The sequence below is a fragment of the Melissospora conviva genome (assembly GCF_049523535.1).
In the GTDB taxonomy this organism is placed as follows: Bacteria; Actinomycetota; Actinomycetes; order Mycobacteriales; family Micromonosporaceae; genus Melissospora; species Melissospora conviva.
Genome location: NZ_JBLLDT010000001.1, coordinates 58,162 through 81,595, shown reverse-complemented (window position 1 = coordinate 81,595; position 23,434 = coordinate 58,162). Strand labels below are relative to the sequence as shown.

Below are 23,434 nucleotides of genomic sequence, written 5' to 3'. Positions count from 1 at the left end.
GATGGCACAGCGGCCACCGGGCGGCACAGCGGCCACCGGGCGGCACAGCGGCGGCCGCGGTCGTTCAGGCGAACGCGACCGGCGTCAGCCCGGCATCGGTCAGCGCGGCACGGACCAGGGTCGCCACCCGGACCGTGCCGGGGATGTCGCTCTGCAGGCAGAGGGACTCCACCGGACAGGGCACGACGGTCCCGTCGATCGCGACGACCTGATGCTCGGCCGCCATCCGGACGGCCCGGCGCGCCACCTCCTCCGGGTCGGTGATCACCGCGCCCGGGCTCTCCCGCGCCACGAGCTGCCCGGTCGGCAGGTACGCCCGCTGCACGAACCCCTCGGCCACGGGCCGCAGTCCGGCGCCGGTGGCGAGCTGGGCCAGCACCGACCCGGGAGCGCAGAGCACCCCGAGCTGCGGGGCGTACTCGCTGATCGCGGCGACCACCGCGGCCGCCTGCACCTCGTCCACCGCAGCGGTCCGGTACAGCGCCCCGTACGGCTTGACGTGGTTGAGCCGCACGCCGGTGACCCGGCAGAAGGCCTCCAGCGCCCCGATCTGATACAGCACCTCGTCGCGCAGCTCGGCGAAGTCGTACTCGATGCGGCGGCGGCCGAAGCCGGCCAGGTCCCGGTAGCCGACCAGGGCGCCGACGGCGACTCCGCGTGCCGCCGATGCGGTGCAGACCTGACGCATCGTCATCGCGTCACCGGCGTGGAAGCCGCAGGCCACGTTCGCCGAGGTGATCAGGTCGAGGAGTTCGTCGTCGTCACCGAGGCGCCACAGTCCGAAACTCTCGCCGACATCCGCATTCAGGTCCATGGCACGAACGTATCCGCGCAGTGACGCCGTGGTGAGCACATGACGGAAGGACCAAGGCCCCTGCGCACAGCCCACCGCCAGCCCTTAATCTGATCTGGTGACTACCTCCGCTCCCTTGCGCTTGAAGCCGGTCGACATCGGCAAGCCACGGATGCGCGGCTGGCTGCACCTGTACGCGTTCTTCGTGGCGCTGGCCGCCGGGGTCGTACTCTGCTCGCTCGCGGCGACCCGCCCCGGCTGGGCGCCCCTGGTGAGCTGCCTCATCTACAGCGTGACGGTCTGCGGGCTCTTCGGCACCAGCGCGCTGTACCACCGCCGGGTCTGGTCTGAGCGGGGCTATCAGCTCATGCGCCGCATGGACCACTCGATGATCTTCGTGTTCATCGCGGGGACCTACACGCCGTTGTGCGTGCTGCTCCTGCCCGACGGACTCGGCACCATGCTGCTCTGGATCGTCTGGAGCGGCGCGTTCGCCGGCGTACTGCTCAAGGTGATCTGGCCGCACGCGCCGCGCTGGGTCGGCGCGCCGCTCTATCTGGCGCTGGGCTGGGTCGCGGTCGCCGTGCTGCCGGACATCGGCCACAACGGCGGCGTGACCGTGCTGGTGCTGCTCGCCGTCGGCGGCGTGATCTACAGCGTCGGCGCGGTCTTCTACGCGCTGCGCAAGCCCAACCCGTGGCCCGCCGTCTTCGGCCACCACGAGTTCTTCCACGCCTGCACGCTGCTCGCCGCGATCTGCCACCACATCGCCATCTACTTCGCCATCTACGCCTGACCCGCCGGATCCGGCCCCGAACACGCCGATCGGGACCCCGCGGTCGCGGAGTCCCGATCGGGTGAAGCTGAGGTCACACGCCGGTGCCGGGGCGGCGGACCTCCCGGTACTCCTCGACCACCCGGTCGTCCTGGACCGGCACGGCGCGCTGCGCCGGAGCGGCCGTGGTGACCACTGCCCGGCGCCGGCTCTGCCAGAACCACATGGTGAGGATCAGCCCGACCAGACCGGCCAGCATGAGCACCCACCCGACGGTGCTGACGCTGAGCCAGCCGAGTTCGGCTTCCACAGCGAACGCGAGAATCGCGCCCACCGCGATCAGGAAAATGCTGCCACCGATGCCCACTTTTCGCCCTCCTTGGCTTGAGCTGGCGTTGTTCCAACCGCCGCGGCCACGGATGAGGTTGCGGCACACATCGACATACCCCAGCGCTTCTGTTCTCAATCAGGCACGCTGGGTACATGAGTGATGACGAGTTCCCGCCGCGGGTCCTGGTGCTGCTCCGCCATGCCACGGCAGAAGCGCCCACCGGCACCCCGGCCGACCTGGATCGCCCGCTCAGCCCGCGAGGGCACGCGGAAGCCGCCGCGGCCGGCAGCTGGCTGGCCGGCAAGCGCCGGCTCCCCGACGAAGTGATCTGCTCACCGGCCCGCCGCACCCGCCAGACCTGGCACGACGTGGCCTCGGCGGTCGCCGACGGCGGCACCGACGAGCAGATCCCGGCGCCGGTGATCCGCTACGAGCCGGCCGTCTACCGCGACCCGGCCGACGAACTGCTCGACTTGGTCCGGGGGGCCGCGCCCGACGCCCGGACCGTTCTGGTGGTCGGCCACAACCCGCAGATCTCGCGGCTTTCCGCGCTGCTCGCGTCGGACACCGGCGGGGAGTTGCCGCCCAGCGGCATCGCGGTGCACGAGGTGACCACCCAGTGGGCGAAGCTGAGCCCCGGCAGCGCCCCGGTCACCGAACGACACCAGCCGCCGGTCACCTGAACACGGCTCCCACCCACAACGTCCCCACCCGGCAACTACCCCGAAGTAGCGGCAGCGCCCGGTACCCACAGAGCAACTTCCCCGAAGTCGCGGCCCACGGTTAACGGCGAGGCGGCGATTTCGGGGAAGTTGCGGGTGCTGGGCGCGGGTGCCAGACGGGTCGCGGGCAGGACGTTCCGGGCCTGCCCCAGACGCGGGCACGGCGTTCCGCGCCTGCGTCGCGTACGGCCTCAGTCCGGCGGCCCTGTCGGCGGCGGCGGGTCGGGCGGCGGCGGCATCATCGCGGTGGGATGCGAGAGCCGGTTCTCCTCCACGATGAGGGTTCGTGCCCGTTTACGGCGGTCCTGCCAGAACCAGAGTGTGGTGAGCAGGACGGCGAGCCCGGCCAGGATGAAAACCCAGCCGACGGCGCGCAGGTCGACCCACCAGACGTTCGCCCGGAGAGCGAACGTCAGGATCGCGCCGATCGCTATCAGAAAAATGCCGCTTCCAACGCCCATGTGCGCTGCACTCCCCCGTGCGGTGGCTCTGGGCTTGCCCTGACGCCGGGATTTCCCCGCCAGGCCCGCCTGAACCCCGCCCCGCCGCCGAATTCCGCCACCGGCGGCAGGACGCGGAGGACAGACGTACGGACGTGGGCACTGGGCGCAACGAGCGACGGCCGGCGAGCAAAGCTCGCCGGCCGTCGCCGTGTCCGGTTCAGGATCCCTGATCGGTCGGATCCCTCATGATCCGCGTTGGATCAGAACGCTTCCTCCGGGAGGTCCATCACGTCGAGGTCGGTGCCCTCGATGATCCGGCGGTCCGAGCCGATGCGGGGCAGCACCTCGCGGGCGAAGAAGCGGGCGGCGGCCACCTTGCCGGTGTAGAAGTTCTTGTCCGCCGCGGAGACCTCACCGGCCAGCGCGTCGAGCGCGACCTGGGCCTGGCGCTGCAGCAGCCAGCCGACGACCACGTCGCCGAGGGCCAGCAGGAAGCGCCGGCTGCTCAGGCCGACCTTGTACAGCGCCCGGGTGTCGCCACCCTGCGCCTCGGTCAGCCAGGTGAGCAGCACGCCGAGGATCTTCTCGACCTCGCCGAGGGCCTTGCCGAGGGCCTCCCGCTCGGCCTTGAGCTGGCCGTTGCCGGCCTCGGCGCCGATGAAGGACTTGACCTCGTCGGCGAGGACCATCAGGGCCTTGGCGTTGTCCTTGACGATCTTGCGGAAGAGCAGGTCGAGGCTCTGGATCGCGGTGGTGCCCTCGTAGAGGGTGTCGATCTTCGCGTCGCGGACGTACTGCTCCAGCGGGTAGTCCTGCAGGAAGCCGGAGCCGCCGTAGGTCTGCAGCGCCTCGTGACCGAGCAGCTCGTACGCCCGCTCGGAGCCGACGCCCTTGACCAGCGGCAGCAGCAGGTCGTTGACCCGCTTCGCCACCTTGATGGCCTTCTCGTCGCCGGCGGCCTCGGCGAGCGAGACCTTGTCCTGCCAGGAGGCGGTGTAGATCACCAGGGCGCGCAGGCCCTCGGAGTACGCCTTCTGGAGCATCAGCGAGCGGCGGACGTCCGGGTGGTTGGTGATGGTGACCCGCGGCGCGTTCTTGTCGGTGGCGGTCATGTCCGCGCCCTGGACGCGGTTCTTCGCGTACTCGAGGGCGTTGAGGTAACCGGTGGAGAGGGTGGCGATGGCCTTGGTGCCGACCAGCATCCGAGCGTACTCGATGATCATGAACATCTGGCGGATGCCGTCGTGCTTCTCACCGAGCAGCCAGCCCTTGGCCGGGATGCCGTGCTCGCCGAAGGTCAGCTCGCAGGTGTTGGAGACCTTCAGGCCCATCTTGTGCTCGACGTTGGTGGCGTAGACGCCGTTGCGCTCGCCCAGCTCACCGGTCTCGCCGTCGAAGTGGAACTTCGGCACGATGAAGAGCGACAGGCCCTTGGTGCCCGGGCCGCCGACACCCTCGACGCCGACCGGACGGGCCAGCACGTAGTGGATGATGTTGTCCGAGAGGTCGTGCTCACCCGAGGTGATGAAGCGCTTCACGCCCTCGATGTGCCACGAGCCGTCCGGCTGCGGGATGGCCCGGGCGCGGCCGGCGCCGACGTCGGAGCCGGCGTCCGGCTCGGTCAGCACCATCGTCGAGCCCCACTGCTTCTCGACGAAGAGCTCGGACCAGCGCTTCTGCTCGTCGGTGCCCTCGGTGTGCAGCACGTGGGCGAAGGACGGGCCGGAGGCGTACATCCAGATCGGGGCGTTGGCGCCGAGCACCATCTCGGCCAGAGCCCACCAGAAGGCGCGCGGGGCGTTGGTGCCGCCCAGCTCCGGCGGCAGGTCCAGGCGCCAGAACTCCGAGTCCATGAAGGCCCGGAAGGACTTCTTGAACGACTCGGGCAGCGGCGCGGTGAAGGTGGCGGGGTCGAAGACCGGCGGGTTGCGGTCGCCGTCGACGTAGCTGGCGGCGAGGTCCTCGCGGGCCAGGCGCTCCATCTCGACCAGGAAAGAACGAGCCGTGTCGACATCGAGTTCCGCGAACGGACCCTGGCCGATGACTTGATCCACTCCGAAGACCTCGAAGAGGTTGAACTCGGTGTCTCGAAGGTTGCTCTTGTAGTGGGTCATGCTTGCAGGCCCCGCTTCCCGGACAGGTGTTACCGATCAGTAACCCAGACTGTATTACTCGTCGGTAAAACCAAACAAGCCGGTCCGGAAAGTGACCCGGAACACAAGGTTTTCGCACCATGCGCAGCCCGAATTCCCTTATCGAAGGAATTCACCGCTCACAGCCCGCAACATTTCCCCTGCACCACGCAGCGGCCGGTCGGTGAGGGCCCGCGCGGCCGGATCAGCCCTCGGTCGCGCCGACCTCCCAGCTCGGCAGGGCGAGCGCCGCCTCCAACCGGGCGCCGGCGTACTCCAGCAGCACCAGCGCGATGTCGTCGTCCAGGTGCCCCTGCACCCACTCCACCAGCGCCGCCTCCAGCGAGGCGAGCCCGTCGGCGACCGTGCCGTGGCCGAGCAGCCGCCACGCCCGCTCCGCGATGGGGAAGAACTCCCCCTCCCGGCGGGCCTCGCCGAGCCCGTCGGTGAAGAGCAGCAGCCGGTCACCCGGCTCCAACCGCTCCACCCGCGGACGCGCCACCGGCATGAAACCCAGCGGCGGCGCGGGCGCCGGCGGATCCAACGGAATCACCTGACCTCGGCGCAGCAGCAGCGGCGCCGGATGCCCACAGTTGACGATGGTCAGCGTCCCGCCCCGCTCCTCCAGCAACGCCGCGGTGACGAAGTCCTCGTCGCCGACGTTGCGGGCGACGGCCCGGTCCAGGTCCGCCACGATCGCGCGCAGGTCCGCCCGTTCGAAAGCCACATGCCGGTACGACCCGAGCACGATGCTCGCCAGCCGGACCGCGTCCAGCCCCTTGCCCCGGACGTCACCGATGATCATGCGGGCGCCGAACGGGGTGTCGATCGCCTCGTACAGGTCGCCGCCGATCTGGGCCGTGGCGGTCGAGGAGATGTAGCGTGCCGCCACCGCCAGGCCACCGACCTGCGGGCCGATCGGGCGCAGCACCGCCTGCTGCGCGACCGAGGCGAGCTTGGAGAGTTCGGCGAGGTGCTCGGACTGCCGCTGGTAGAGGTGCGCCACCAGCGCGGAGACCCCGGTGGCGAGGAGGATGCCGGCCATCGTCACCCCGTCGGTGACGTTCACCCGGTCCTGCACGAACAGGCAGGCAACAATCGCCGCCAGCGCGACGACCCCCGACGCGACCACCGTCCGCCAGTGCGCCAGCGCCGCCGCCAACATCGGGGCGACCAGCATCAGGGGGGTGTAGCGGCCCTCCGAGCCGTCCGCGATATCGATCATCAGGACGATTGCGAGCAGGACAACGGCCGCGCCGAGTCCGGCGCGGGATCCACGACTCAACGGGCTACGGCCCGACGGCAGCGATTGCATGGGTACGCCGACCAGCATGCCTGACGAAACCGGCCGAACGCACCAACCTGGCCCGTCGTCCGAGGCAGTTCTGTCCACACGGTGCGCCCGCCACGACGACCCGCGCCCGGACATCACCGGCCGGGGCCCACGCGCACCGCGCCGGACGGCAGGATGGCAGACGATGGGCAACGAACTTCAGCAACGGCTGATCGACCTCTTCCAGTGGTTCGATCCCGACCCCGACGGCACCCACCTGGTCAGCGACCACTCCGGTTGGTGGCGCGACCCGGTCGTGCTGGCCGGGCTCGGTCCCGCCCTGGTACGACCGTTCCGCGCCCAGCGCCCCACCGTGGTCGTCGCCCCCGCCCTCACCGGGCTGATCATCGGCCCGCTCGCCGCCACCGCGCTCGGCGTGGGCTTCGTCCCGGCGTACAAGCCCGACGAGCGCCAACTGCCCGGCCCGGTCTCCTGGGCGCAGGGCCCGGCCGACTACCGGGAACGCAACGTCCGCCTCGGTGTGCTGGACCGGCACCTGGCTCCGGGCGACCGGGTGCTGGTCGTCGACGACTGGGTCGCCACCGGGGCACAGCTGCGCGCCATCTACACGATCTGCGCGGCCCGGGGCGCCGAGCCGCTCGGCACCGCCGCAGTGGTCGACGCCTGCCCGCCGGAGGTGAGCCGCAAGCTGCGGATCCGCGCCCTGCTGGACGCCGCCCGACTCGGCTGACACCCCTGCGGTTGTCAGCGCTCCGTCGGCTGACCCCTGCCGGGCCGTCAGCGCCCCGGGGTGAGCCGCTGCAACTGCGGCAGGAGTTCGGTGGCGACCTGTTCCAGGACGGCCTCGTCGCCGGCGTACCAGCTCGACTGCCGCGGCCAGTGCGTGAGCACGTCGGTGAAGCCGAGCGCGGCGGCCCGGGAGACGGCGTCGACGAAGGCGTCCGGGCTGCTCAGCGAGAAGACCGGCGCGGCGTCCAGCGACAGGTAGCGGTCCAACGTCGCCGGGTCACGCCCGACGGCCTCCAGGGTGCGGTCCATCTGCGTGGCGAGCAGCTGCACCGACGTCCACCAGGTCTCCAGGTCCTCACCGCCGGCGAAGGTCACCCAGCCCTGGCCGTAGCGGGCGGCGAGGCGCATCGACCGCGGCCCGTTCGCCGCCATCACGAACGGCACCCGGGGCTGCTGCACGCAGCCGGGGTTGTTGCGGGCGTCGACGGCGGCGAACCACTCGCCGTCGAAGTCGATGCCGTCGGTGGTCAGGATCGCGTCGAGCAGCCCGGCGAACTCGGCGAAGCGGTCGACCCGCTCCCGCGGCGGCAGCGTCTCACCGCCGAGCACCGCCGAGTCGAAGCCGATGCCGCCCGCGCCGAGCCCGAGCAGCGCCCGCCCGCCGGAGATGTCGTCGAGCGCGGTCACCTGCCGGGCGAACGCCGCCGGATGACGGAAGTTCGGTGAGGCGACCATCGGGCCGAGCCGGATCCGTTCGGTGACCCCGGCCGCCGCCGTCAGCGTCGCCATCGAGTCGAACCACGGGCCGTCGACCAGGTCCCGCCAGCCGAGATGGTCGTACGTCCAGGCGTGGTCGAAGCCCCACCGGTCGGCGGCGGCCCAGCGCTGCCGGGCGACCGACCAGCGCTGGTCGGGCAGGATCACGATGCCGATACGCATACCGCCCACCCTACGGCCGCCGGCTTCGCACGGACGGCGGTGCCGGGTCCCTCCGGCGTGACCGCCAACCGGCCGGGATCAGGAGGGCTCAGACCGCGTCCTCGCCCTCCGGGCGGATCTCGTGGCCGGGCATCCCCGGCGTACGGCGCTTCTGCTTGAGCTCGGCCTCGAACAGGTGCCGCCGGCCGCCGGCCAGTTCGTCGCGGGCGGCCCGCTCGACATCCTGGAAGGCGGCGTAGTAGCCGTCGTCGAACTCCTCCATGATCTGGAAGGTCCACCGGCCGGGGAGCACGTTGCGCCCCAGCAGTTCGGTCTCCACCCGGTCGGCCAGCGCCTCGTGCCCGGCCTCCCGCAGCAGCTGCACCGCCTTGTCGAGGGTGAAGTCGGCGGTGCCGATCAGCTGGTGCGCGGAGTAGAAGTGGCCGCGGACCCGGTGGATGGTCTCCAGCGCCTTGCTGAGCTGCCCGAGCGCCTCGACGGTGGTGTCATCGATTCCGTCGGGCCGAGCGTGGGCGGCGTCGACGGGGTTCTGCGGCTGCTGCTGCGTCATGACCCGCTCCTACCCGGTGCGGCGCCGGTTGCAACACCCCGACCGGCTGCTCCGGCATGCGGCGTTCCAGGTCGGCGATGATCGTGCGCAGCACCGCGAGCTGCTCGCGGATGGCAGGCTCGTCCGACGCGGTCCCACCCGCGCGGTCCGCCACGGCCTCCGGCGGCGCCGGTACCGCGCGAACCGCCGGGCCGGCCGGGGCCTGCGCCGACCCGGGAGCCGCCGGGTCCACCGGAGGGCCGTTGCGCGCCGCGAGCGCCCGGCGCTCGTGCTCGTGCGCCTCCTGCAGGGCGTTGAGGACGACACCGACGAGCAGATTGGTCAGCAGGTAACAGGCGCAGATCATGTACGACAGGTAGTAGGCGATCGCCCACTCGCTGACCTCACGGCCGGTCTGGAGGGTGTCGGTGATGCCGTCCAGCGAGAGCAGCAGGCCGAGCGTCAGCATCGCCTGGCCGACGGTGCCGTACCGCTCGGGATAGGCCTGGCCGAAGAGCATCCAGCCGAGCATCGCGTAGACGTAGAGCACCAGGACGGTGATCACCAGGAAGCTGCCGAGGCCGGGCAGGCTGTGCCGGATGCCGGTGAGGATCACCCGCAGGCTGGGGAAGAGCCGGAACGCCCGGGCCGTACGCGCCAGTCGCAGCATCCGCAGCATCGTCACCTGCTCCTGCACACCGGGCAGCAGCGGGGCGAGGACGATCGCCAGGTCGAAGAGGTTCCAGCCGTCGCGGAAGAAGCGCGACGGGTGGGGAAGCTCCGCACCGAAACGGATCAGCAGCTCCACGGCGAGGGCGGCGAGGCAGACGTACTCGATCGCCCGCAGCAGCAGGCCGTAGCGCGCGGTGACGCCGCCGTACGTCTCCAGGCCCAGCGCCGCCGCGTTGACGACGATCACGACGAAGCCGGCGATGCTGAACCACTGCTCGCGCACGAGAGCCGCGCACGTCTCGGTCACCCGGTGCAGCGGCTCCCGGGTGTTGATCGTCATGTCTCTCCTCAACCGGCTCGGCCGACGGGAGCCTATGCCATGACGGGCCCGGTTCCACCGGTCGGATAGATCACATTGGACCTTTGTGAATCCCTTGTGCCGCAACGGGTTCCTGCCGACCCGGCGTTCGTATCGCCGGCCCCCGACCGGCAGCCGCCGATCGCAGGCCGCCGACGGGCGCCGCCAGGCCGATGGCAGCCGCCGTTCCCCGGCCGGTGGCGGCCGTCGCGCTGTCGACGGTCGTTCCACCCGCGAGGAGACCGCGCGGTGGCACTGCGGTGTCGGTGCGTGGTGGCAGCATGGACGCCATGACGAAGCTCGATGGACGGCGCGTCGCCGACGAAGGACTCCACGGCTGGGCGTACCTGCTCGGCGGCCTGCAGACCCGCCTCCGCACCCCGGACTTCGCGACCGGGCTCGCGATCGTCGGTGCGATCGGGGCCGCGGCCGAGGAGATGAACCACCACCCCGACCTGGATCTGCGTTACGGCCACGTCGACGTCCGGCTCAGCAGTCACGACGTGGGCGGGGTGACCGAGCGGGACATCCGGCTGGCCCACACCGTCTCCGCGATCGCCGCCGAGGCGGGCGTGACGCCGGATTGCACCGGCAGCGTCCGGCTCGAACTCGCCCTGGACAGCCCCGCGTACGGCGTGATCCAGCCGTTCTGGGGGGCCGTGCTCGCCGCCGAGGCGAAGGGCGACGACGTGAACGATCCCGACAGTCCGCTCCCCCTGGTCTGGTTCCAGGAGTCCGGCAGCGAGGAGCCGCGCCAGCGCTGGCACCTCGACGTCTGGGTGGACCCGTCCCAGGTGCAGCCCCGCATCGCCGCCGCGCTCGCCGCCGGCGGCACCCTCGTCACCGACGAGTACGCCCCCAGCTACTGGGTGCTCGCCGACGCCGAGGGGAACAAGGTCTGCCTCTGCACCTGGCAGGAGCGAGACAACGCAGTCGACGGGTGACGTCGCTATCGGACGGCAGCGGGGCAGCCGAAGCAGCTGTTCCTGTGCGATTCTCTCCACTGCGGATGATCATCACATCCGTTCTCTGTGGGGAGATCACCATGCGTACGGAAACCGGGCGGCGCCGAATAACGGCGCTGGTCGCGGCATCTGCGCTCGCCTCTGGGGCGGTGGTGGGGCTAGCGACTGCTCCAGCCGCCGCAGCGGCGACCGCACCTACTGATCTGCAGAACGCAGGCCACCCCTGTGACACGAACGCGCCGGGACCGTATCTGCGCGCGATGCCGCTCGCGTTGCGGGGCACGATCCAGCGCGGGCCCGAAAGCGCCGACCTGCGGGCGGACTTCCAATTGTGGGACATCGCCGACCCGGCGTATCCACAGCAGTTGTCGGTCGACCTCGACGATGACGAGCATGCCTATGTCCAGATCGAGGACGAGTCACGGCTGATCGAGGGCAGCACCTACGCCTGGCGGGTGCGGATCCTCGGCGCGACGGATCCGTCGCCGTGGAGCAGCACCTGCCACTTCACGATCGACCGCAGCGGCGGCCCGGCACCGACCGTGGACTCTGCCGAGTACCCGCCCTCGGGTGAGAACTGGACCCGCGGCGGCGCGATCGGTGTCCCCGGCGTCTTCAGGCTGACCGCCCCCGCGGACGACACCGTCGACTACTTCTATCGGTTCAGCTCCAGCGAGCTGGCGAATGACGATCCCTACACGGCGATAGGCGCGGAAGGACTCGGCGGCCCGGCGACGATTCACTGGACTCCTCAGGCAGCCGGTCTCCACTGGCTGAGTGTCTACGGGGTAGACCGGGCCGGAAACCGTTCCGAGTACGCCTCTTACGCATTCGAGGTAAAGGAAACCCGGCCAAACATCCGGTCGGTTGCGTATCCGGACTACTACCCGAACCTGGACTACAACATCGGAGTGCCCGGGGCGTTCACGTTCGACTCGACGGTCGCCGACACCGCTTCGTTCACGTGGTGGATCGACGAGGGCGGGCCCTCCGGTACCGCGCCCGCCGACGCCGACGGGAACGCGACCGTGATGATCGCGCCGACCCGCGGCGGCCGCCAGCGGCTCCATGTCCGTGCCGTCACGCACGACGGCACCGCGCACGCTTCCCGCGCCTACCAGTTCGTTGTCGACAACGGCCCGACGGCCACCCGGGACTCGAAGGAGGCGGTGCCGGTCGGGTCGACGGCCAAGATCCACCTCAGTCCGCGGATGCCGGAGGTCGAGGCCTACCTCTACTGGCCGCAGGACGGCTGGGACGAGGTGCCCCTCGCCGACAAGCAGGTCGTAGCGGCGCGGGCCGACGGCACCGCCGACATCTTCTGGAGGGTCACCCGGGACAACACGACCCTGCGCGTGCAGAGCCGGAGCGCGGACGGCACGCTCTCCGAGGCGCGGCAGGTTCCCGTCTCGGTCGACGATGCGATGCCGACCGTGACCCGCACCGGCGGCACCGACCTCGGAACACCGGCAACCGTCACCGTCCGTACCCGCATGGTGGACGTCGCCGAGTACGTGACGAAGCTCAGCCACCAGCCCGAACGGGTGATCACACCGGCTGCGGACGGCAGCGCCACCTTCGAGGTAACCGCGTCAAAGGTCGGCACCAACCAACTGCGAGTCTTCGCACGCAACGCCGACGGGATCGAAACAGCGGAGAGCGTCACCACCTGGTCCGTCACCGACGCGCCTCTTGTCACCTCCGCCGAGTTTCCGAAGGGGGTGCACGGCCGGCTCGTCCCGGGCAGTTTCCACTTCGCGCCGCGCCTGCCCGGGACGGTCGCGTACGAGTACTCGTTCAACTCCGGGCCGACGCTGACGATTCCGGCCGCGCCGGACGGCACCGCGACGGTGGCCTACACGCCGGCAACCGCCGGAGACCAGCACGTTGCCGTGCGGAGCGTCACGGCCGACGGGGCGTCCTCCCTGAGCACGGGCTACCGCTTCACCATCGACGCCGATCTCGGCACGATCTCCTCGGTCACGCCGGCCACGGCGCCGGCCGGAGGCGTACGAAAGGTCACCATCCGCGGCGCCGGGCTGCACCCCCGGGACACCATTCAGGTGACCCCCGCCAAGGGGGAGCCGGTGACCGTAAAGGTGACGGTCGCTTCCGGGACGAAGACCCTGATCGGGGAGGTCGACCTCTCCTCGGCAGCGACCGGCCCGGCCACGCTGACCCTGCGTTCCTACGCGGGTGGCACGCCGATGGTCCTCTCCGGCGCCTTCACGATCACGCCGCCGCCCCCACTGGTCGGGTACGACCCGCCGATGATCAAAGGCCTCACGAACGTCGGCAACACCGTCAAGGCAACGCCGGGCACCTGGTCGCCCACGCCGAAGACCTACCAGTACCAGTGGCTGGCCAACGGGTCCGCGATCAAGGGCGCAACCGGTACGTCGTTCAAGATTCCGGCCTCGCTCGTCGGCAAGCGGCTCACCTTCACGGTGACGGTCAACCAGACCGGCTACACCTCGACCAAGGCCACCGCGCAAGCGATGATCGTCGCAAAGGGCAAGGCCCCCAAGGCGACGAAACGGCCGAAGATCGTCGGCACTCCCAAGGTCGGCAAGACGCTCAAGGTCAACGTCGGCGCCTGGTCGCCCAAGGCGGACTCCTACCGCTACGAGTGGCGGGTCAATGGAAAGCTCATCAAGGGCGCGAAGACCAGCAAGCTGAAACTGAAGTCCTCGATGCGCAACAAGCGCATCACCGTCACGGTGATCGCCAAGAAGACCGGGTACGCCGACGGCCGCTCCACCAGTAAAGCGGTGAAAGTACGCAAGTGACCGACGCTGGATGATCTCCGCAGGGCCGTTCCGGATCGGAACGGCCCTGCGCTTTCAGATGCCATGGCGCCGCGCCGCGCTCGGCCGGCTCGCGCCGGGTCCTCAACCCTGGGCGGCGGCCAGTTTCGCCTTCATCGCCTCGGCCAGTGCCAGCGCCGCGCTGAGCGGCCGGACCAGCACCGTGAACTCCTCGATCGCCCCGTCGGTGCCGAGGTGCAGCAGGTCGATGCCCTCGATCTCGCGGTCGCCGACGCGCGCCCGGAAGACCAGGGCGTGGTCGGCGCCGTCCGGCGTACCGATCTCGCGGACGTAGCGGAAGTCTTCGAAGACCTCGACGACGGCACGGAGGATGACCGCCACCTGGTCGTGCCCGTGGTACGGGGCGAAGACGACAGGGCTGTGGAAGACGACGTCCTCGGCGAGGAGTGCGATCGCGGCGTCGATCTGACCCGCCTCGACGGCGGCGCGGAACGGATGCACGATGCCCACCTCTGCATTCACCTCGACCGATGATCCGGCTCCACGCTAATGGCGGGGGCCTTGTGGAGTCCACCGCCGGTCGAGCGGCCCGGGCGTACTCTTCGACCCGTGGCCGAGCGACGCACGATACTCAGTGGATCCACCTTCGAAGAACAGATCGGGTACGCCCGCGCCGTTGTCGACGGCGACCGGGTGTACGTCTCCGGCACCACCGGTTTCGACTACGCCACCATGACGATCGCCGAGGATGTGGTGGCGCAGGCCGAGCAGGCGCTGCGCAACATCGAGGCCGCGCTGCACGAGGCGGGCTGCACCCTCGCCGACGTGCTCCGGGTCCGGTACCTGCTGCCGGAACGCGCGGACTTCGAGCCCTGCTGGCCGGTGTTGCGCCGCCACTTCGGGCCGGTCCGGCCCGCCGCCACCATGCTGGTCTGCGGCCTCGCCGACCCCCGGATGAAGATCGAAATCGAGGTCGACGCGCGGCTGCCGGCTCGGCGCTATTCGCCGTCCCTGCCTTCTTCATCTTGATGATGGTGGTGGGACTGTCGTCTGGGTCACGCCGCAACTTCAAGGCTGCGAGGACCCGTCAGGCTTCGGCAGCCTGGAATGAGCCGCGAACTGGCAAAAGACGGCCACGGACGCGCCATCAGACAGTCGCCATGCCTGCCTGTGGTCATCAAGCCCGCGCTACACCCACCGAAGCCACCCCCTGACACAGCGTTGCCTGATCGTTACCTTGCGGGGGGGATCGCGACCGAGAGCATGGAATGATCAGGAGGTGAGGAAGTTGAATGCGTTAGTGGCATTGACGTCGATGGCAGCACTGGCATTAAGCATGATTTCCGGCTGCACCAGTGAGGAAGAAGGGCCGCCAAAGCAGACCAACGCACCGTCTACGACTACCTCCGCCGCGTCGTCCCGGCCAGCCACCGCAGATTCCCTGGTCTCTCTTGAACGCAGGGCCGCTTACGAAATACCCACCGGAACTCAGGAGATCATCGCAGACGGCGCCTTGGTCTTCAAGAACTCGTCCGACTTCCCAGTTCACATCCGCAAGGTAAAGCCCGTATTCGAGGGCGGCGGCAGCGGCTTGGAGGTGGTGGGAATTAAGATCGCTCCACTTCGAAGCCCTGGCGATGAGCCAACAGGAATACAAAGGAAATTCCCACCCAACAAGGCTGTCGCGGATCGCTGGCAGGATGCCGAAGGCGCCACAGTCGAACCCGAATCAATTGTTATGGCCTATGAGCTAATAATCGGCTTCCGCGTCCAAGCGGGCACACATCACGTCACTGGAATTCAGATCGAATTCGAGGCAGACAACGTCGCTTTCCAATCCGAGTTCAGCCACAATCTGACCTTGTGTCGGATGGAGAACCCTTCGAGTACGGCCTGCTGAGGGCCCCACATGAATCCCGGGAGAACACACATGCTTAGAAGAACAAGCGCAGCTTTTCTGACAACTGTAACAGCTACGACTCTCGCCTCAGCGATCGTTCCCGCGGGACCCGCCGCTGCGTCCACACCGGCCCCCTTGGCTTGCCCAGTTGAGGAAACCTATGACCCCACATCCATCACCAAGGGATGGTTTGCCACCGCAGCATCCAGTGCTTGGCTCGCCGGGCCGGGCTCGATCTCTTACGCCGAAACCGAAGGCGCGTCTTTTTCGGGGACATTTTCGGTTGGCTGGACATTTAGCGCAAGCGCAGTGTGGGCGTCGGTCAGCACTGAGTACAACGTTTCCCTGACTGCATCAACTACTTACTCAAAACAGTGGACCTACACCAAAACCGTGCCAGATGGAAAGACTGCCCGGGCAGTGGTTCACAAGCGCGGCGCAAAGTACACCTTCAACAAGCACCGCATCAACACCAACTGCTCCACCAGCAGTTCCTACAACGGGTCAGGCAGTCACCCCTACCGCGCAAACTCACTGTCTGAGTACTGCATCGCTCTCGACACCTTTCCAGCGACCGACTTTCAGGCAACCACAGGCGGCTGCACCGATCATTGATGATCGCCTGTGACCCTTTCGATTACTTCGACCTGCTTCATCCGAACCGACGCAACGATTGAAAGCAAGGAGCCAATCTTCAACAACCCTCTGGGTCGACGAATGCTTACAGCGAGAAGACGCTTTGGGTCTCCGCGGTCCTTGCGCTTCTCACCGTTCTGGTGTTGGTATGCATATCGTCCAGTCGACTCACAACGGTCAGGCGCCTGGACTCTTGGCTACTCCTTGTGCAGCCATCCTGAAAACCCGTTGCCTACCGAACAGCAGTGCGGGATTCTTCGACCATGATCGAGGCCCGGGTGCTCAGCGAGGACGACTGGAAGCTCTGGCGCGAACTGCGGCTCGCCGCCCTGACGGAGGCCCCGTACGCCTTCGGAGCCCAGCTGAGCGACTGGCAGGGCGACGGCGACCGGGAGGAACGCTGGCGTGGGCGGTTGACGATCCCCGGTTCGTACAACGTGGTGGCGGTGCTCGACGGGCAACCTGTCGGGATGGCCAGCGGGGTGCCGACCGATCAGGACGGCGTGGTCGAGGTGATCTCGATGTGGGTGGCGCCGGCGGGACGGGGCCGCGGCGTCGGTGACCACCTCCTGCGTACGGTCGAGGAGTGGGCCCGCCACGCAGGCGCCGGGACACTCCGGCTGAGCATGGCCGAGGGCAACGATCACGCCTGGGCGCTCTACGAACGCCACGGCTTCCGCACCACGGGGGAGCTCGGCGGCCTCATGCCCGACGGCATCCACCGGGAACACGTGATGGCCATGAGCCTCCCTGCCTGACAGGACGGATTGCCAGGATGGAGATCGTCGACTTCGGCAGGTCACCGGGCCGGACTGTGGAGGCGTACGGCAGTGTCGGCGTGACGGCACGAGCGCTGATCCGCGGTGATCTCGCGGCCGTGACCGTGCTGCAGGTGGCCGCCGGCGGCGAGGTGGGCCGCCACCGGGCACCGGTCGATCAGCTCATGGTGGTCGGTTCTCGGCTCGGTTTGCCGGACCGGCGGCGTCAGCGCTGCGCGGCGGGCAGTTCCTTGGTGAGGCAGATGGTGCCGTCCGGATTGGCGGACCCCACTGTCCGGTATCCCTCACTCTCGTAGAGGTCGATGTTGCGCAGGCTCTTCGCGCCGGTGAAGAGCACGGCCCGGCGGCACCCGGATGCGGCGCCGGCTTCGGCGGCGCGCAGCAGCCACCGACCCAGCCCCCGACCCCGCAGGTCGGGCACGACCGCGAGCCGCCCCACGTGCCAGTCGGCGCCGTCGCGGCGCGTGCGCACCATGCCGAGCAGCCGGCCGTCGAGCCAGAGGCCCGTGGTGTGCCAGTCCGCCAGCCACTCCCGCACCTGCTCCGGCGACTCGTGCAGGGCCGGTATGGCGAACAGGTCGTTGACGATTGCCTCCTCGACCCAGCAGCACCGCTGCAACACCAGGACCTGGCTCGCGTCGTCGGCGGTCAGCGTCCGCGCGTAGGAACCGGGCAGCGGGCCGGGCCGGGCCTGGGCGCGTTCGCGCATCGGGCGGAGGGCGTGGGCGACCCGGACCAGTTCGTCCAGCAGGCCGGCGGCCGCCCGGTCGCGCGCGGCGTCGGGCCGCAGCCGCCCGTCCTGCACGGCGTCGCCGATGCGGATCGCGGCCGTGGCACCCAACGGCACCAGCCGCAGCGCGGTCACCACCTGCTTGGCGTGCTGGACCGACCGGGTGCCCGCCGAGGTGTTGCCGTAGCTGACGAAACCGATCGGCTTCCAGGCCCATTCCCGGCTGAGATAGTCCAGCGCGTTCTTCAGGGTCGCCGGCATCCCGTAGTTGTATTCGGGCGTGACGACGATGAACCCGTCCGCCGCAGCGACCAGCTCGCTCCACCGCCGGGTGTGCTCGTGCTGGTAGACGCCGGAGGAGGGTTCCTGCTCCTCGTCGAGGAAGGGCAGGTTCAGGTAGGCGAGAGCGACCGGTTCGACCTCTACGCCGAGTTCGGCGGCGCGCGTGGCGAGCGTTTCGGTCAGCCACTCTCCTACCGCTGGACCAAGGGCACCCGGGCGCGTGCTGCAGACCAGGGCCAGGACTCGGAGCGACTTCGTTAACATGGAAACGAACTGTAGATGGTAGATTGATTACATGTCAACGACATCTCCGGGCGGCCCCGTACGCTGGTTGAACCCGGACGAGGAGCGGGCGTGGCGGGCGTTCCTGCGCGCCATGGTCGCCGTCCAGACCGGCACCGCCCGGGACCTGGCCGCGGCCGGACTCTCCGAAGCCGACTACGAGGTGCTGAGCACCCTTTCGGAGCGGCCCGACCACACGAGCACCCTGGGGGAACAGGCCGACAAGATGGGCTGGTCCCGCAGCCGGCTCTCCCGGCACGCCAGCCGGATGGAGGCCCGCGGTCTGCTGCGGCGCGCACCCGATCCGAACGACGGCAGAGGCTGCCTCCTCGCGCTCACCCCGGAAGGGCTGGAGGCGCTTGAGGCCGCCACACCGGCCCACCTGGAATCGGTGCGACGCCACTTCGTCGACCGGCTCGCCCCGGAAGACCTCACCGCCATCGAGCAGGTCGCCCGGAAGCTGACCGGCCCGTCATGACGCGCCTACCCGGAACTCTCACTCCGCGTCTCCGGTGAGAACTCCGGCGTTGCCCGAGTCCCACAGGGGTTCGACGATGAGCGCGGTGATGCGCCACCCGTGGTCACCGCGGCGCAGGTGGGTGGTGTAGGTCCCACCGTTCGACCACAGGGGCCCACCCGCGGCGTCCCGCCGTACGAGGTGGGCCTGGACGTTCGCGGTCGCGGTCGCCGCATCGCCGTCGAGGCTCACCAGCACCCCGGTGATGACGTGCTGGGTGGCGTCCAGGTGCGCGAGCTCCTTCTCCCACCGGCCGGCCTGCTCCCGCCCGGGGAGCACCTCGGCTTCGCCATCCCACATCGCCGTGTAGTCGACCCGGATCATGTCGGCGAAGACCTCGTCGGCCAGCCCTTTCCAATTGCGCCGGTCGACGTACCAGGCCATTCGCACCAGCGTGTCCTGCACGGCCGCGCGGTCGTCACGTTCCGGATTCAAGGCGGTTCCCTTCCGCCAGACGCAGGCCCAGGGCGTCGGCCAGCCTGCGGTAGGAATCGATCAGGTCTGCACGGTCGTAGGTGCTGGTGGTGACGAGCACCTCGTCGGCGCCGCTCAGCGCCACGATCTCCGCCAGTTCCTCGACCACCTCCTCCGCCGTGCCGTGGAGGTGGCCGCGCAGCGCGTCTTCGTAGTGCGTCCGTTCCTTGCCGGCCATCGGCCGCGCTTCGATCTCGGCCGCCGGCGCCAGAGGCGGAAAGACCCACGGGTACGGCTGTACGCCGCCGATCCGGCTTCCGGGATCAGCAGGCTCCGCGCCTGGTCGGTGGTCGCGGCGACAGCCACGGTCCCGGAGATGACCACGTAGGGATGTTCGGCCCACCGGGAGGGACGAAAGCCGTCCCGGTAGGTGTCGATGCCCCGCTGCATCCGGTCCGGGTCGCTCAGATCGCCGATCACCAGCGGCAGCCCCTGCTCCGCGGCGATCGTGGCACCGCTCCCCATCGCCAGGACGAAGGGTGCCGGGCGCAGACCCTCGGCGGGATGGGCGTGGACCTGAGGGTGGTCGGTCTGCTCGCCGGTGAACCAGCCCAGCAACTGCCGCAGTTGTTCGGCGAAGTCGTCGGCGTCCTGCTTGTCGCGGCCCAGGGCCCTGCGGACCCCCTCGGTGAAGCCGACCGAGCGCCCGAGCCCCATGTCGATGCGGCCGGGGAAGAGGGATTCCAGGACCCCGAACTGCTCGGCGACGACGAGCGGCTGGTGGTTGGTGGTTGGGGAGCATCACGCCGCCCGTGCCGACCCTGATCCGCGAGGTCGCGGAGGCGACCGCCGCCGCGAGCACGGTGGGGGCGGAACCGGCGACGCCGGGCACGCTGTGGTGCTCGGAGACCCAGAACCGGTGGTAACCCAGCGCCTCGGCCCGCTGGGCGAAGCGGACAGTGGCCCGCAGCGCCTCGGCCGGCTCCTCACCCGTACGGGTCCGGGAGCGGTCCAGCACCGAGAAGCGAGTCCTTCCCAGTACGTCGGCGGGTGCATCGGCCGTGGAACGCGTCGGGGTCACCCCTTCATCCTCCTGCCGCCGGCACGAGATCGCGCGGCACCCGGTTTCCGGCGCCGGCGAACTTCGCGACGTCTGGCTTTGGCCTGTGTCGAGCGGGAAGGTGCGCGGTGCTGCCTTACGTGCATCGACACACGCCGCGCCTTCGTCTCCCTCGTCACCGACATGTCGGGACACCGGATCACCAACGAAGCGCCCGAGTCGTTCCCGGCATCCCCACGGACGCCACAGCGACTCTCGATGGACCGGCCAGGTTCCAGCTCGCTCTCGACGGTCGAGCAGTGGCCACAACCGCACCCCACGGGCAGGACATCCAGTGGCTGGAGCAAGACCGGCGCGCGTAACACGGACGTAGGACCATGGCCGTGCTGCTGATGCGCTCATGGCACGTCAAGGCACGCCGCATGGTCGCTGACCAGGAAACACCGAAGGCCCCGGTCCGGATTTGCGTCCTGACCAGGGCCTTCGTGTTGGAGCGGGTGACGGGAATCGAACCCGCGCTGTCAGCTTGGGAAGCTGATGTTCTGCCATTGAACTACACCCGCAGCGGCACCACTGTACCTGGCAGCGCGAGCGGATGCACCCACGACCCCCGGCATGATGCCCTGGACCACCCCGCCGGGGCGCGGCATCGGTCGACCCTCCCCGATAAGCAGCCCGACCGGCGGCGATCACCAGCCGCCGGGGGCGATGCGGTCCCGCGCCATCTGCAAACGATCTTAAATTTAACTTACTGAATATTCCCGGACATCGAAGTGAGATGTAACGTCTGGCCAACGCCCGCAGGTACCAAGCGACACAACCCCCCGAGGTCGCACTGCGGGCAGGAAAGAGGAGCCCAGATGGCCCTGACCTCCCAGGTGTCGTGGCGCAAGGCTGCCGTCACCTCCATGTCCCTCGCGATGATGGCCGCGACCGCGCTCGTCGGCGCGGCGCCGGTCGCGGCGCTCGCCGCCGGTGACTGCTTCGAACCGGCCGACGCGCACAGCCACGCGGCCGAGGCCCCGAGCCACGCCAAGGCACGGCCCGGCGCGGCGGCCGGCGCGCACGACCCGAACCACCTCACGGCCGCGCAGGTGGCGGCGCGGGAGGCCGACTTCGCTGCCGCGAAGCGGGAGCGCGCCGGCAAGGCCCCGATGGAGGGCCCGAGCATCGCCGCCGCCACGGTCACCATCCCCGTGGTCGTGCACGTGATCCGCAAGGACACCACCCGGGCCGGCGGCAACATCCCCGACTCGATGATCAACAGCCAGATCAACGTGCTCAACCAGGCTTACGCCGGCAGCACGGGCGGCGCCCCCACCGCCTTCCAGTTCCAGTTGCAGAGCATCAACCGGGTCACCAACACCTCCTGGTACCCGATCGTCAGCGGTTCCAGCGCCGAGCGGTCGATGAAGACCAGCCTGCGGCAGGGCGGCAAGAACACCCTCAACGTGTACCTGGGGGCGCTGAGCGGCGGACTGCTCGGCTGGGCGACCTTCCCGCAGAACAACCTCAGCAGCATGGACGGCGTGGTGGTGCTCAGCGAGTCGCTGCCGGGCGGGACGTCGGCCAACTACAACCAGGGCGACACCGGCACCCACGAGGTGGGGCACTGGCTGAACCTCTACCACACCTTCCAGGGCGGCTGCTCCGGCAACGGTGACTACGTCTCCGACACCCCGGCCGAGGCATCGCCGGCGTACCAGTGCCCGACCGGGCGCAACACCTGCTCCAGCACGGGCGTCGACCCGATCCACAACTTCATGGACTACACCTACGACTCCTGCATGTACCAGTTCACCTCCGGCCAGGCCAGCCGGATGCTGAGCGCCTGGAACACCTATCGGGCGCCGTAACGCACCACCTGCCCAGCTCGGTGCCGGTCCCCGCTCAGGGGGCCGGCACCGTCGCGTTCACCAGGGAAACGTGCGGCGGGACGTTGCAGGGGGCGAGAGTGTGGGCGCCGATCTGGCGGGCGTTGCGGGCCCGCCGCTCGCCTCGGGTGGAGGGGACGGCCGGCCCGGCGTTGCCGCCGCCGGGCGAGTCGAGCCAGATGCGGACCGCGGGACGGCCGGCGCCGTGCGCGCCGTAGTGCTGGCGGGAGAGCATCGCCACCTCGACGGTGAACTCGAAGAGCCGCCAGTCGACATGCGGCGCGGCCTGCGACTCGGCGGCGATCCTGGCCACCCGGGCGGGCTCGGTCACCGACAGCGCCCGGCCGGCGACGTACGCCTCGTCGTCGCTCTCCTCCGGCGGGAAGGAGTGCAGCGCGTACCGGCCGTCGCGTTCGAGGTCGCGGCGCTTGGGCGAATCGAGGGCGAAGCAGAAGAGCCCCTCGGGGGTGATCACCGGCGAGACCGGATGCACCCGGGGACCGCCGTCGGCGCGGACCGTGGCCAGGTAGCCCAGGCCAGGGCCGTACTGCTGCAGGAGGAAGCGGATCTCGCCGGCGAGCTGCGGCGCGTCGGCGGCGAAGTCGGACCAGGAAGCCATGGGGAGAGTCTATCGAACATCTGTTCGAACGACAGCCCGACACGCGATCGGGTGTACGACACGCCGTGGTGGCCCTGACCGCGCTCGGCATCCCGCAGATCACGACACACCGCGGGCGGGCCGGACGGCGCTCGGCAGGGCTGCACACCGCCTCGATAAGGTGGGCGGATGCTGCTCTCGGATCGGGATCTCGTCAAGGAGATCGAGGCGGGGACCCTCGGCCTGGCGCCGTTCGAGCCGGCGCTCGTACAGCCCTCCAGCATCGACGTACGGCTGGACCGGCACTTCCGGGTCTTCAACAACCACCTCTACACCCACATCGACCCCGCCATGCAGCAGGACGATCTGACATCGGCGGTCGAGGTGCCCGACGGTGAGCCCTTCGTGCTGCACCCCGGCGAGTTCGTCCTCGCCTCCACGCTGGAGGTGATCTCGCTCGGCGAGCAGCTCGCCGGCCGCCTGGAGGGCAAGTCCAGCCTGGGACGACTGGGTCTGCTGACCCACTCCACCGCGGGCTTCATCGACCCCGGCTTCTCCGGGCACGTGACGCTGGAGCTCTCCAACGTCGCGAACCTGCCGATCACCCTCTGGCCGGGCATGAAGATCGGCCAGCTCTGCATCTTCCAGCTCTCCTCGCCCGCCGAGCACCCGTACGGCTCGGCGGTCTACGGATCCCGCTACCAGGGGCAGCGCGGGCCGACGCCGAGCCGCGCCTGGAAGAACTGGCGCACCTGGCCCACCCGCTGACCCGTCCGCTGCGCCACGGTCGCGCCGCTGCGCGACGGTCGCATCGCTGCGGCAGGGTCCCGCCGCTGCGCCACGGTCGCACCGCTGCGGCAGGGTCGCGCGCCGCTGCGCCAGGGCGGCGGCCAGGAGCCGTGAGCCGGCCCT

At 69.6% G+C, this 23,434-nt stretch carries 26 protein-coding genes, 1 tRNA gene and 1 pseudogene; 12 read left to right on the top strand and 16 right to left on the bottom strand.

Translation table 11 applies throughout. From position 1 onward, the window contains the following. Positions 1–64: 64 nt before the first annotated feature. On the bottom strand, positions 65–814 hold the full coding sequence (locus ACK8GG_RS00440; RefSeq protein ID WP_440355252.1) for a LamB/YcsF family protein: 750 nt from the start codon (positions 812–814) through the stop codon (positions 65–67). 97 nt (positions 815–911) lie between these two features. Here ACK8GG_RS00440 and trhA point away from each other — a divergent pair, with 97 nt between their 5' ends. Continuing rightward, the gene (trhA, locus tag ACK8GG_RS00435; RefSeq protein WP_440351394.1) at positions 912–1,589 is read left to right on the top strand and encodes a PAQR family membrane homeostasis protein TrhA; all 678 of its coding nucleotides are present in this window, start codon (positions 912–914) and stop codon (positions 1,587–1,589) included. Positions 1,590–1,662: 73 nt separating this feature from the next. Here trhA and ACK8GG_RS00430 read toward each other — a convergent pair whose 3' ends face one another. Further along, positions 1,663–1,935, bottom strand: a complete 273-nt coding sequence (locus ACK8GG_RS00430; protein ID WP_440354520.1) for a DUF6458 family protein — start codon at positions 1,933–1,935, stop codon at positions 1,663–1,665. A 116-nt stretch (positions 1,936–2,051) separates the two neighbouring features. Between ACK8GG_RS00430 and ACK8GG_RS00425 the strand changes: the two genes are divergently transcribed. Then, positions 2,052–2,582, top strand: a complete 531-nt coding sequence (locus tag ACK8GG_RS00425) for a SixA phosphatase family protein (protein WP_440351392.1) — start codon at positions 2,052–2,054, stop codon at positions 2,580–2,582. Between the two features lie 230 nt (positions 2,583–2,812). Here ACK8GG_RS00425 and ACK8GG_RS00420 read toward each other — a convergent pair whose 3' ends face one another. The 3 genes from ACK8GG_RS00420 to ACK8GG_RS00410 form a co-directional block, all read right to left on the bottom strand. Then, positions 2,813–3,082, bottom strand: a complete 270-nt coding sequence (locus ACK8GG_RS00420; protein WP_440351391.1) for a DUF6458 family protein — start codon at positions 3,080–3,082, stop codon at positions 2,813–2,815. A gap of 242 nt (positions 3,083–3,324) precedes the next feature. Beyond that, on the bottom strand, positions 3,325–5,178 hold the full coding sequence (locus ACK8GG_RS00415) for an acyl-CoA dehydrogenase (protein ID WP_440351390.1): 1,854 nt from the start codon (positions 5,176–5,178) through the stop codon (positions 3,325–3,327). 223 nt (positions 5,179–5,401) lie between these two features. After that, the gene (locus ACK8GG_RS00410; RefSeq protein ID WP_440354522.1) at positions 5,402–6,529 is read right to left on the bottom strand and encodes a PP2C family protein-serine/threonine phosphatase; all 1,128 of its coding nucleotides are present in this window, start codon (positions 6,527–6,529) and stop codon (positions 5,402–5,404) included. Positions 6,530–6,674: 145 nt separating this feature from the next. On the opposite strand from ACK8GG_RS00410, the gene ACK8GG_RS00405 reads away from it, so the two are divergent. Further along, positions 6,675–7,220 (top strand): phosphoribosyltransferase family protein, encoded by a 546-nt coding sequence (locus ACK8GG_RS00405; RefSeq protein WP_440354523.1) that lies wholly within the window; start codon positions 6,675–6,677, stop codon positions 7,218–7,220. A gap of 47 nt (positions 7,221–7,267) precedes the next feature. Here the strand turns inward: ACK8GG_RS00405 and ACK8GG_RS00400 are convergent, their stop codons facing one another. The 3 genes from ACK8GG_RS00400 to ACK8GG_RS00390 all read right to left on the bottom strand — a co-directional run bounded on the left by ACK8GG_RS00400 (position 7,268) and on the right by ACK8GG_RS00390 (position 9,699). Continuing rightward, a complete protein-coding gene (locus ACK8GG_RS00400; protein WP_440355251.1) occupies positions 7,268–8,158 on the bottom strand; it encodes an LLM class flavin-dependent oxidoreductase in 891 nt (296 codons plus the stop codon). An 88-nt stretch (positions 8,159–8,246) separates the two neighbouring features. After that, positions 8,247–8,708, bottom strand: a complete 462-nt coding sequence (locus tag ACK8GG_RS00395) for a hypothetical protein (protein WP_440355250.1) — start codon at positions 8,706–8,708, stop codon at positions 8,247–8,249. Beyond that, positions 8,644–9,699, bottom strand: coding sequence for an ion transporter (locus ACK8GG_RS00390; protein ID WP_440355249.1), 1,056 nt, complete (start codon positions 9,697–9,699; stop codon positions 8,644–8,646). The genes ACK8GG_RS00395 and ACK8GG_RS00390 overlap by 65 nt, the downstream gene beginning before the upstream one ends. A 308-nt stretch (positions 9,700–10,007) precedes the next feature. On the opposite strand from ACK8GG_RS00390, the gene ACK8GG_RS00385 reads away from it, so the two are divergent. Continuing rightward, positions 10,008–10,661, top strand: coding sequence for a 4a-hydroxytetrahydrobiopterin dehydratase (locus tag ACK8GG_RS00385; protein ID WP_440355248.1), 654 nt, complete (start codon positions 10,008–10,010; stop codon positions 10,659–10,661). Between the two features lie 281 nt (positions 10,662–10,942). Then, positions 10,943–13,471: a hypothetical protein gene (locus tag ACK8GG_RS00380; protein WP_440355247.1), complete on the top strand. Its 2,529-nt coding sequence runs from the start codon at positions 10,943–10,945 to the stop codon at positions 13,469–13,471. Between the two features lie 102 nt (positions 13,472–13,573). Here the strand turns inward: ACK8GG_RS00380 and ACK8GG_RS00375 are convergent, their stop codons facing one another. Beyond that, the gene (locus tag ACK8GG_RS00375) at positions 13,574–13,972 is read right to left on the bottom strand and encodes a nuclear transport factor 2 family protein (protein ID WP_440355246.1); all 399 of its coding nucleotides are present in this window, start codon (positions 13,970–13,972) and stop codon (positions 13,574–13,576) included. A gap of 87 nt (positions 13,973–14,059) precedes the next feature. Between ACK8GG_RS00375 and ACK8GG_RS00370 the strand changes: the two genes are divergently transcribed. The 4 genes from ACK8GG_RS00370 (at position 14,060) to ACK8GG_RS00355 (ending at position 16,744) form a co-directional block, all read left to right on the top strand. Beyond that, positions 14,060–14,479: a RidA family protein gene (locus ACK8GG_RS00370; RefSeq protein WP_440355245.1), complete on the top strand. Its 420-nt coding sequence runs from the start codon at positions 14,060–14,062 to the stop codon at positions 14,477–14,479. Between the two features lie 250 nt (positions 14,480–14,729). Beyond that, the gene (locus tag ACK8GG_RS00365; RefSeq protein ID WP_440351381.1) at positions 14,730–15,350 is read left to right on the top strand and encodes a hypothetical protein; all 621 of its coding nucleotides are present in this window, start codon (positions 14,730–14,732) and stop codon (positions 15,348–15,350) included. A gap of 135 nt (positions 15,351–15,485) precedes the next feature. Continuing rightward, complete coding sequence (locus ACK8GG_RS00360; protein WP_440354529.1) at positions 15,486–15,965, top strand: hypothetical protein; 480 nt, start codon at positions 15,486–15,488, stop codon at positions 15,963–15,965. Positions 15,966–16,231: 266 nt separating this feature from the next. Then, the gene (locus ACK8GG_RS00355; RefSeq protein ID WP_440355244.1) at positions 16,232–16,744 is read left to right on the top strand and encodes a GNAT family N-acetyltransferase; all 513 of its coding nucleotides are present in this window, start codon (positions 16,232–16,234) and stop codon (positions 16,742–16,744) included. 226 nt (positions 16,745–16,970) lie between these two features. Here ACK8GG_RS00355 and ACK8GG_RS00350 read toward each other — a convergent pair whose 3' ends face one another. Then, positions 16,971–18,041, bottom strand: a complete 1,071-nt coding sequence (locus ACK8GG_RS00350) for a GNAT family N-acetyltransferase (RefSeq protein ID WP_440355243.1) — start codon at positions 18,039–18,041, stop codon at positions 16,971–16,973. Between the two features lie 31 nt (positions 18,042–18,072). Here ACK8GG_RS00350 and ACK8GG_RS00345 point away from each other — a divergent pair, with 31 nt between their 5' ends. After that, positions 18,073–18,537 carry a MarR family winged helix-turn-helix transcriptional regulator gene (locus ACK8GG_RS00345; RefSeq protein WP_440355242.1) on the top strand — a complete coding sequence of 155 codons (465 nt, stop codon included), beginning with the start codon at positions 18,073–18,075 and terminating at the stop codon, positions 18,535–18,537. Positions 18,538–18,555: 18 nt separating this feature from the next. Here the strand turns inward: ACK8GG_RS00345 and ACK8GG_RS00340 are convergent, their stop codons facing one another. The 5 genes and pseudogenes from ACK8GG_RS00340 to ACK8GG_RS00320 form a co-directional block, all read right to left on the bottom strand. Further along, a complete protein-coding gene (locus ACK8GG_RS00340) occupies positions 18,556–19,011 on the bottom strand; it encodes a nuclear transport factor 2 family protein (RefSeq protein WP_440355241.1) in 456 nt (151 codons plus the stop codon). Then, the gene (locus ACK8GG_RS00335; protein WP_440355689.1) at positions 18,995–19,228 is read right to left on the bottom strand and encodes a hypothetical protein; all 234 of its coding nucleotides are present in this window, start codon (positions 19,226–19,228) and stop codon (positions 18,995–18,997) included. The genes ACK8GG_RS00340 and ACK8GG_RS00335 overlap by 17 nt, the downstream gene beginning before the upstream one ends. Then, positions 19,126–19,737 (bottom strand): LLM class flavin-dependent oxidoreductase, encoded by a 612-nt coding sequence (locus ACK8GG_RS00330; protein WP_440355668.1) that lies wholly within the window; start codon positions 19,735–19,737, stop codon positions 19,126–19,128. The genes ACK8GG_RS00335 and ACK8GG_RS00330 overlap by 103 nt, the downstream gene beginning before the upstream one ends. A 115-nt stretch (positions 19,738–19,852) precedes the next feature. Beyond that, positions 19,853–20,452 (bottom strand): annotated as a pseudogene (locus ACK8GG_RS00325) (LLM class flavin-dependent oxidoreductase); the annotation flags it as partial. 87 nt (positions 20,453–20,539) lie between these two features. Next, positions 20,540–20,613: transfer RNA gene (locus tag ACK8GG_RS00320), tRNA-Gly, on the bottom strand. A gap of 297 nt (positions 20,614–20,910) precedes the next feature. On the opposite strand from ACK8GG_RS00320, the gene ACK8GG_RS00315 reads away from it, so the two are divergent. Further along, entirely contained in the window at positions 20,911–21,906 is a 996-nt protein-coding gene (locus tag ACK8GG_RS00315) for a zinc metalloprotease (RefSeq protein WP_440355240.1), read from the top strand. Between the two features lie 34 nt (positions 21,907–21,940). Here the strand turns inward: ACK8GG_RS00315 and ACK8GG_RS00310 are convergent, their stop codons facing one another. Next, positions 21,941–22,543 carry a pyridoxamine 5'-phosphate oxidase family protein gene (locus tag ACK8GG_RS00310; protein WP_440355239.1) on the bottom strand — a complete coding sequence of 201 codons (603 nt, stop codon included), beginning with the start codon at positions 22,541–22,543 and terminating at the stop codon, positions 21,941–21,943. Between the two features lie 168 nt (positions 22,544–22,711). Between ACK8GG_RS00310 and dcd the strand changes: the two genes are divergently transcribed. Then, a complete protein-coding gene (gene dcd, locus ACK8GG_RS00305; RefSeq protein WP_440351374.1) occupies positions 22,712–23,290 on the top strand; it encodes a dCTP deaminase in 579 nt (192 codons plus the stop codon). The last annotated feature ends 144 nt before the right edge of the window (positions 23,291–23,434 follow it).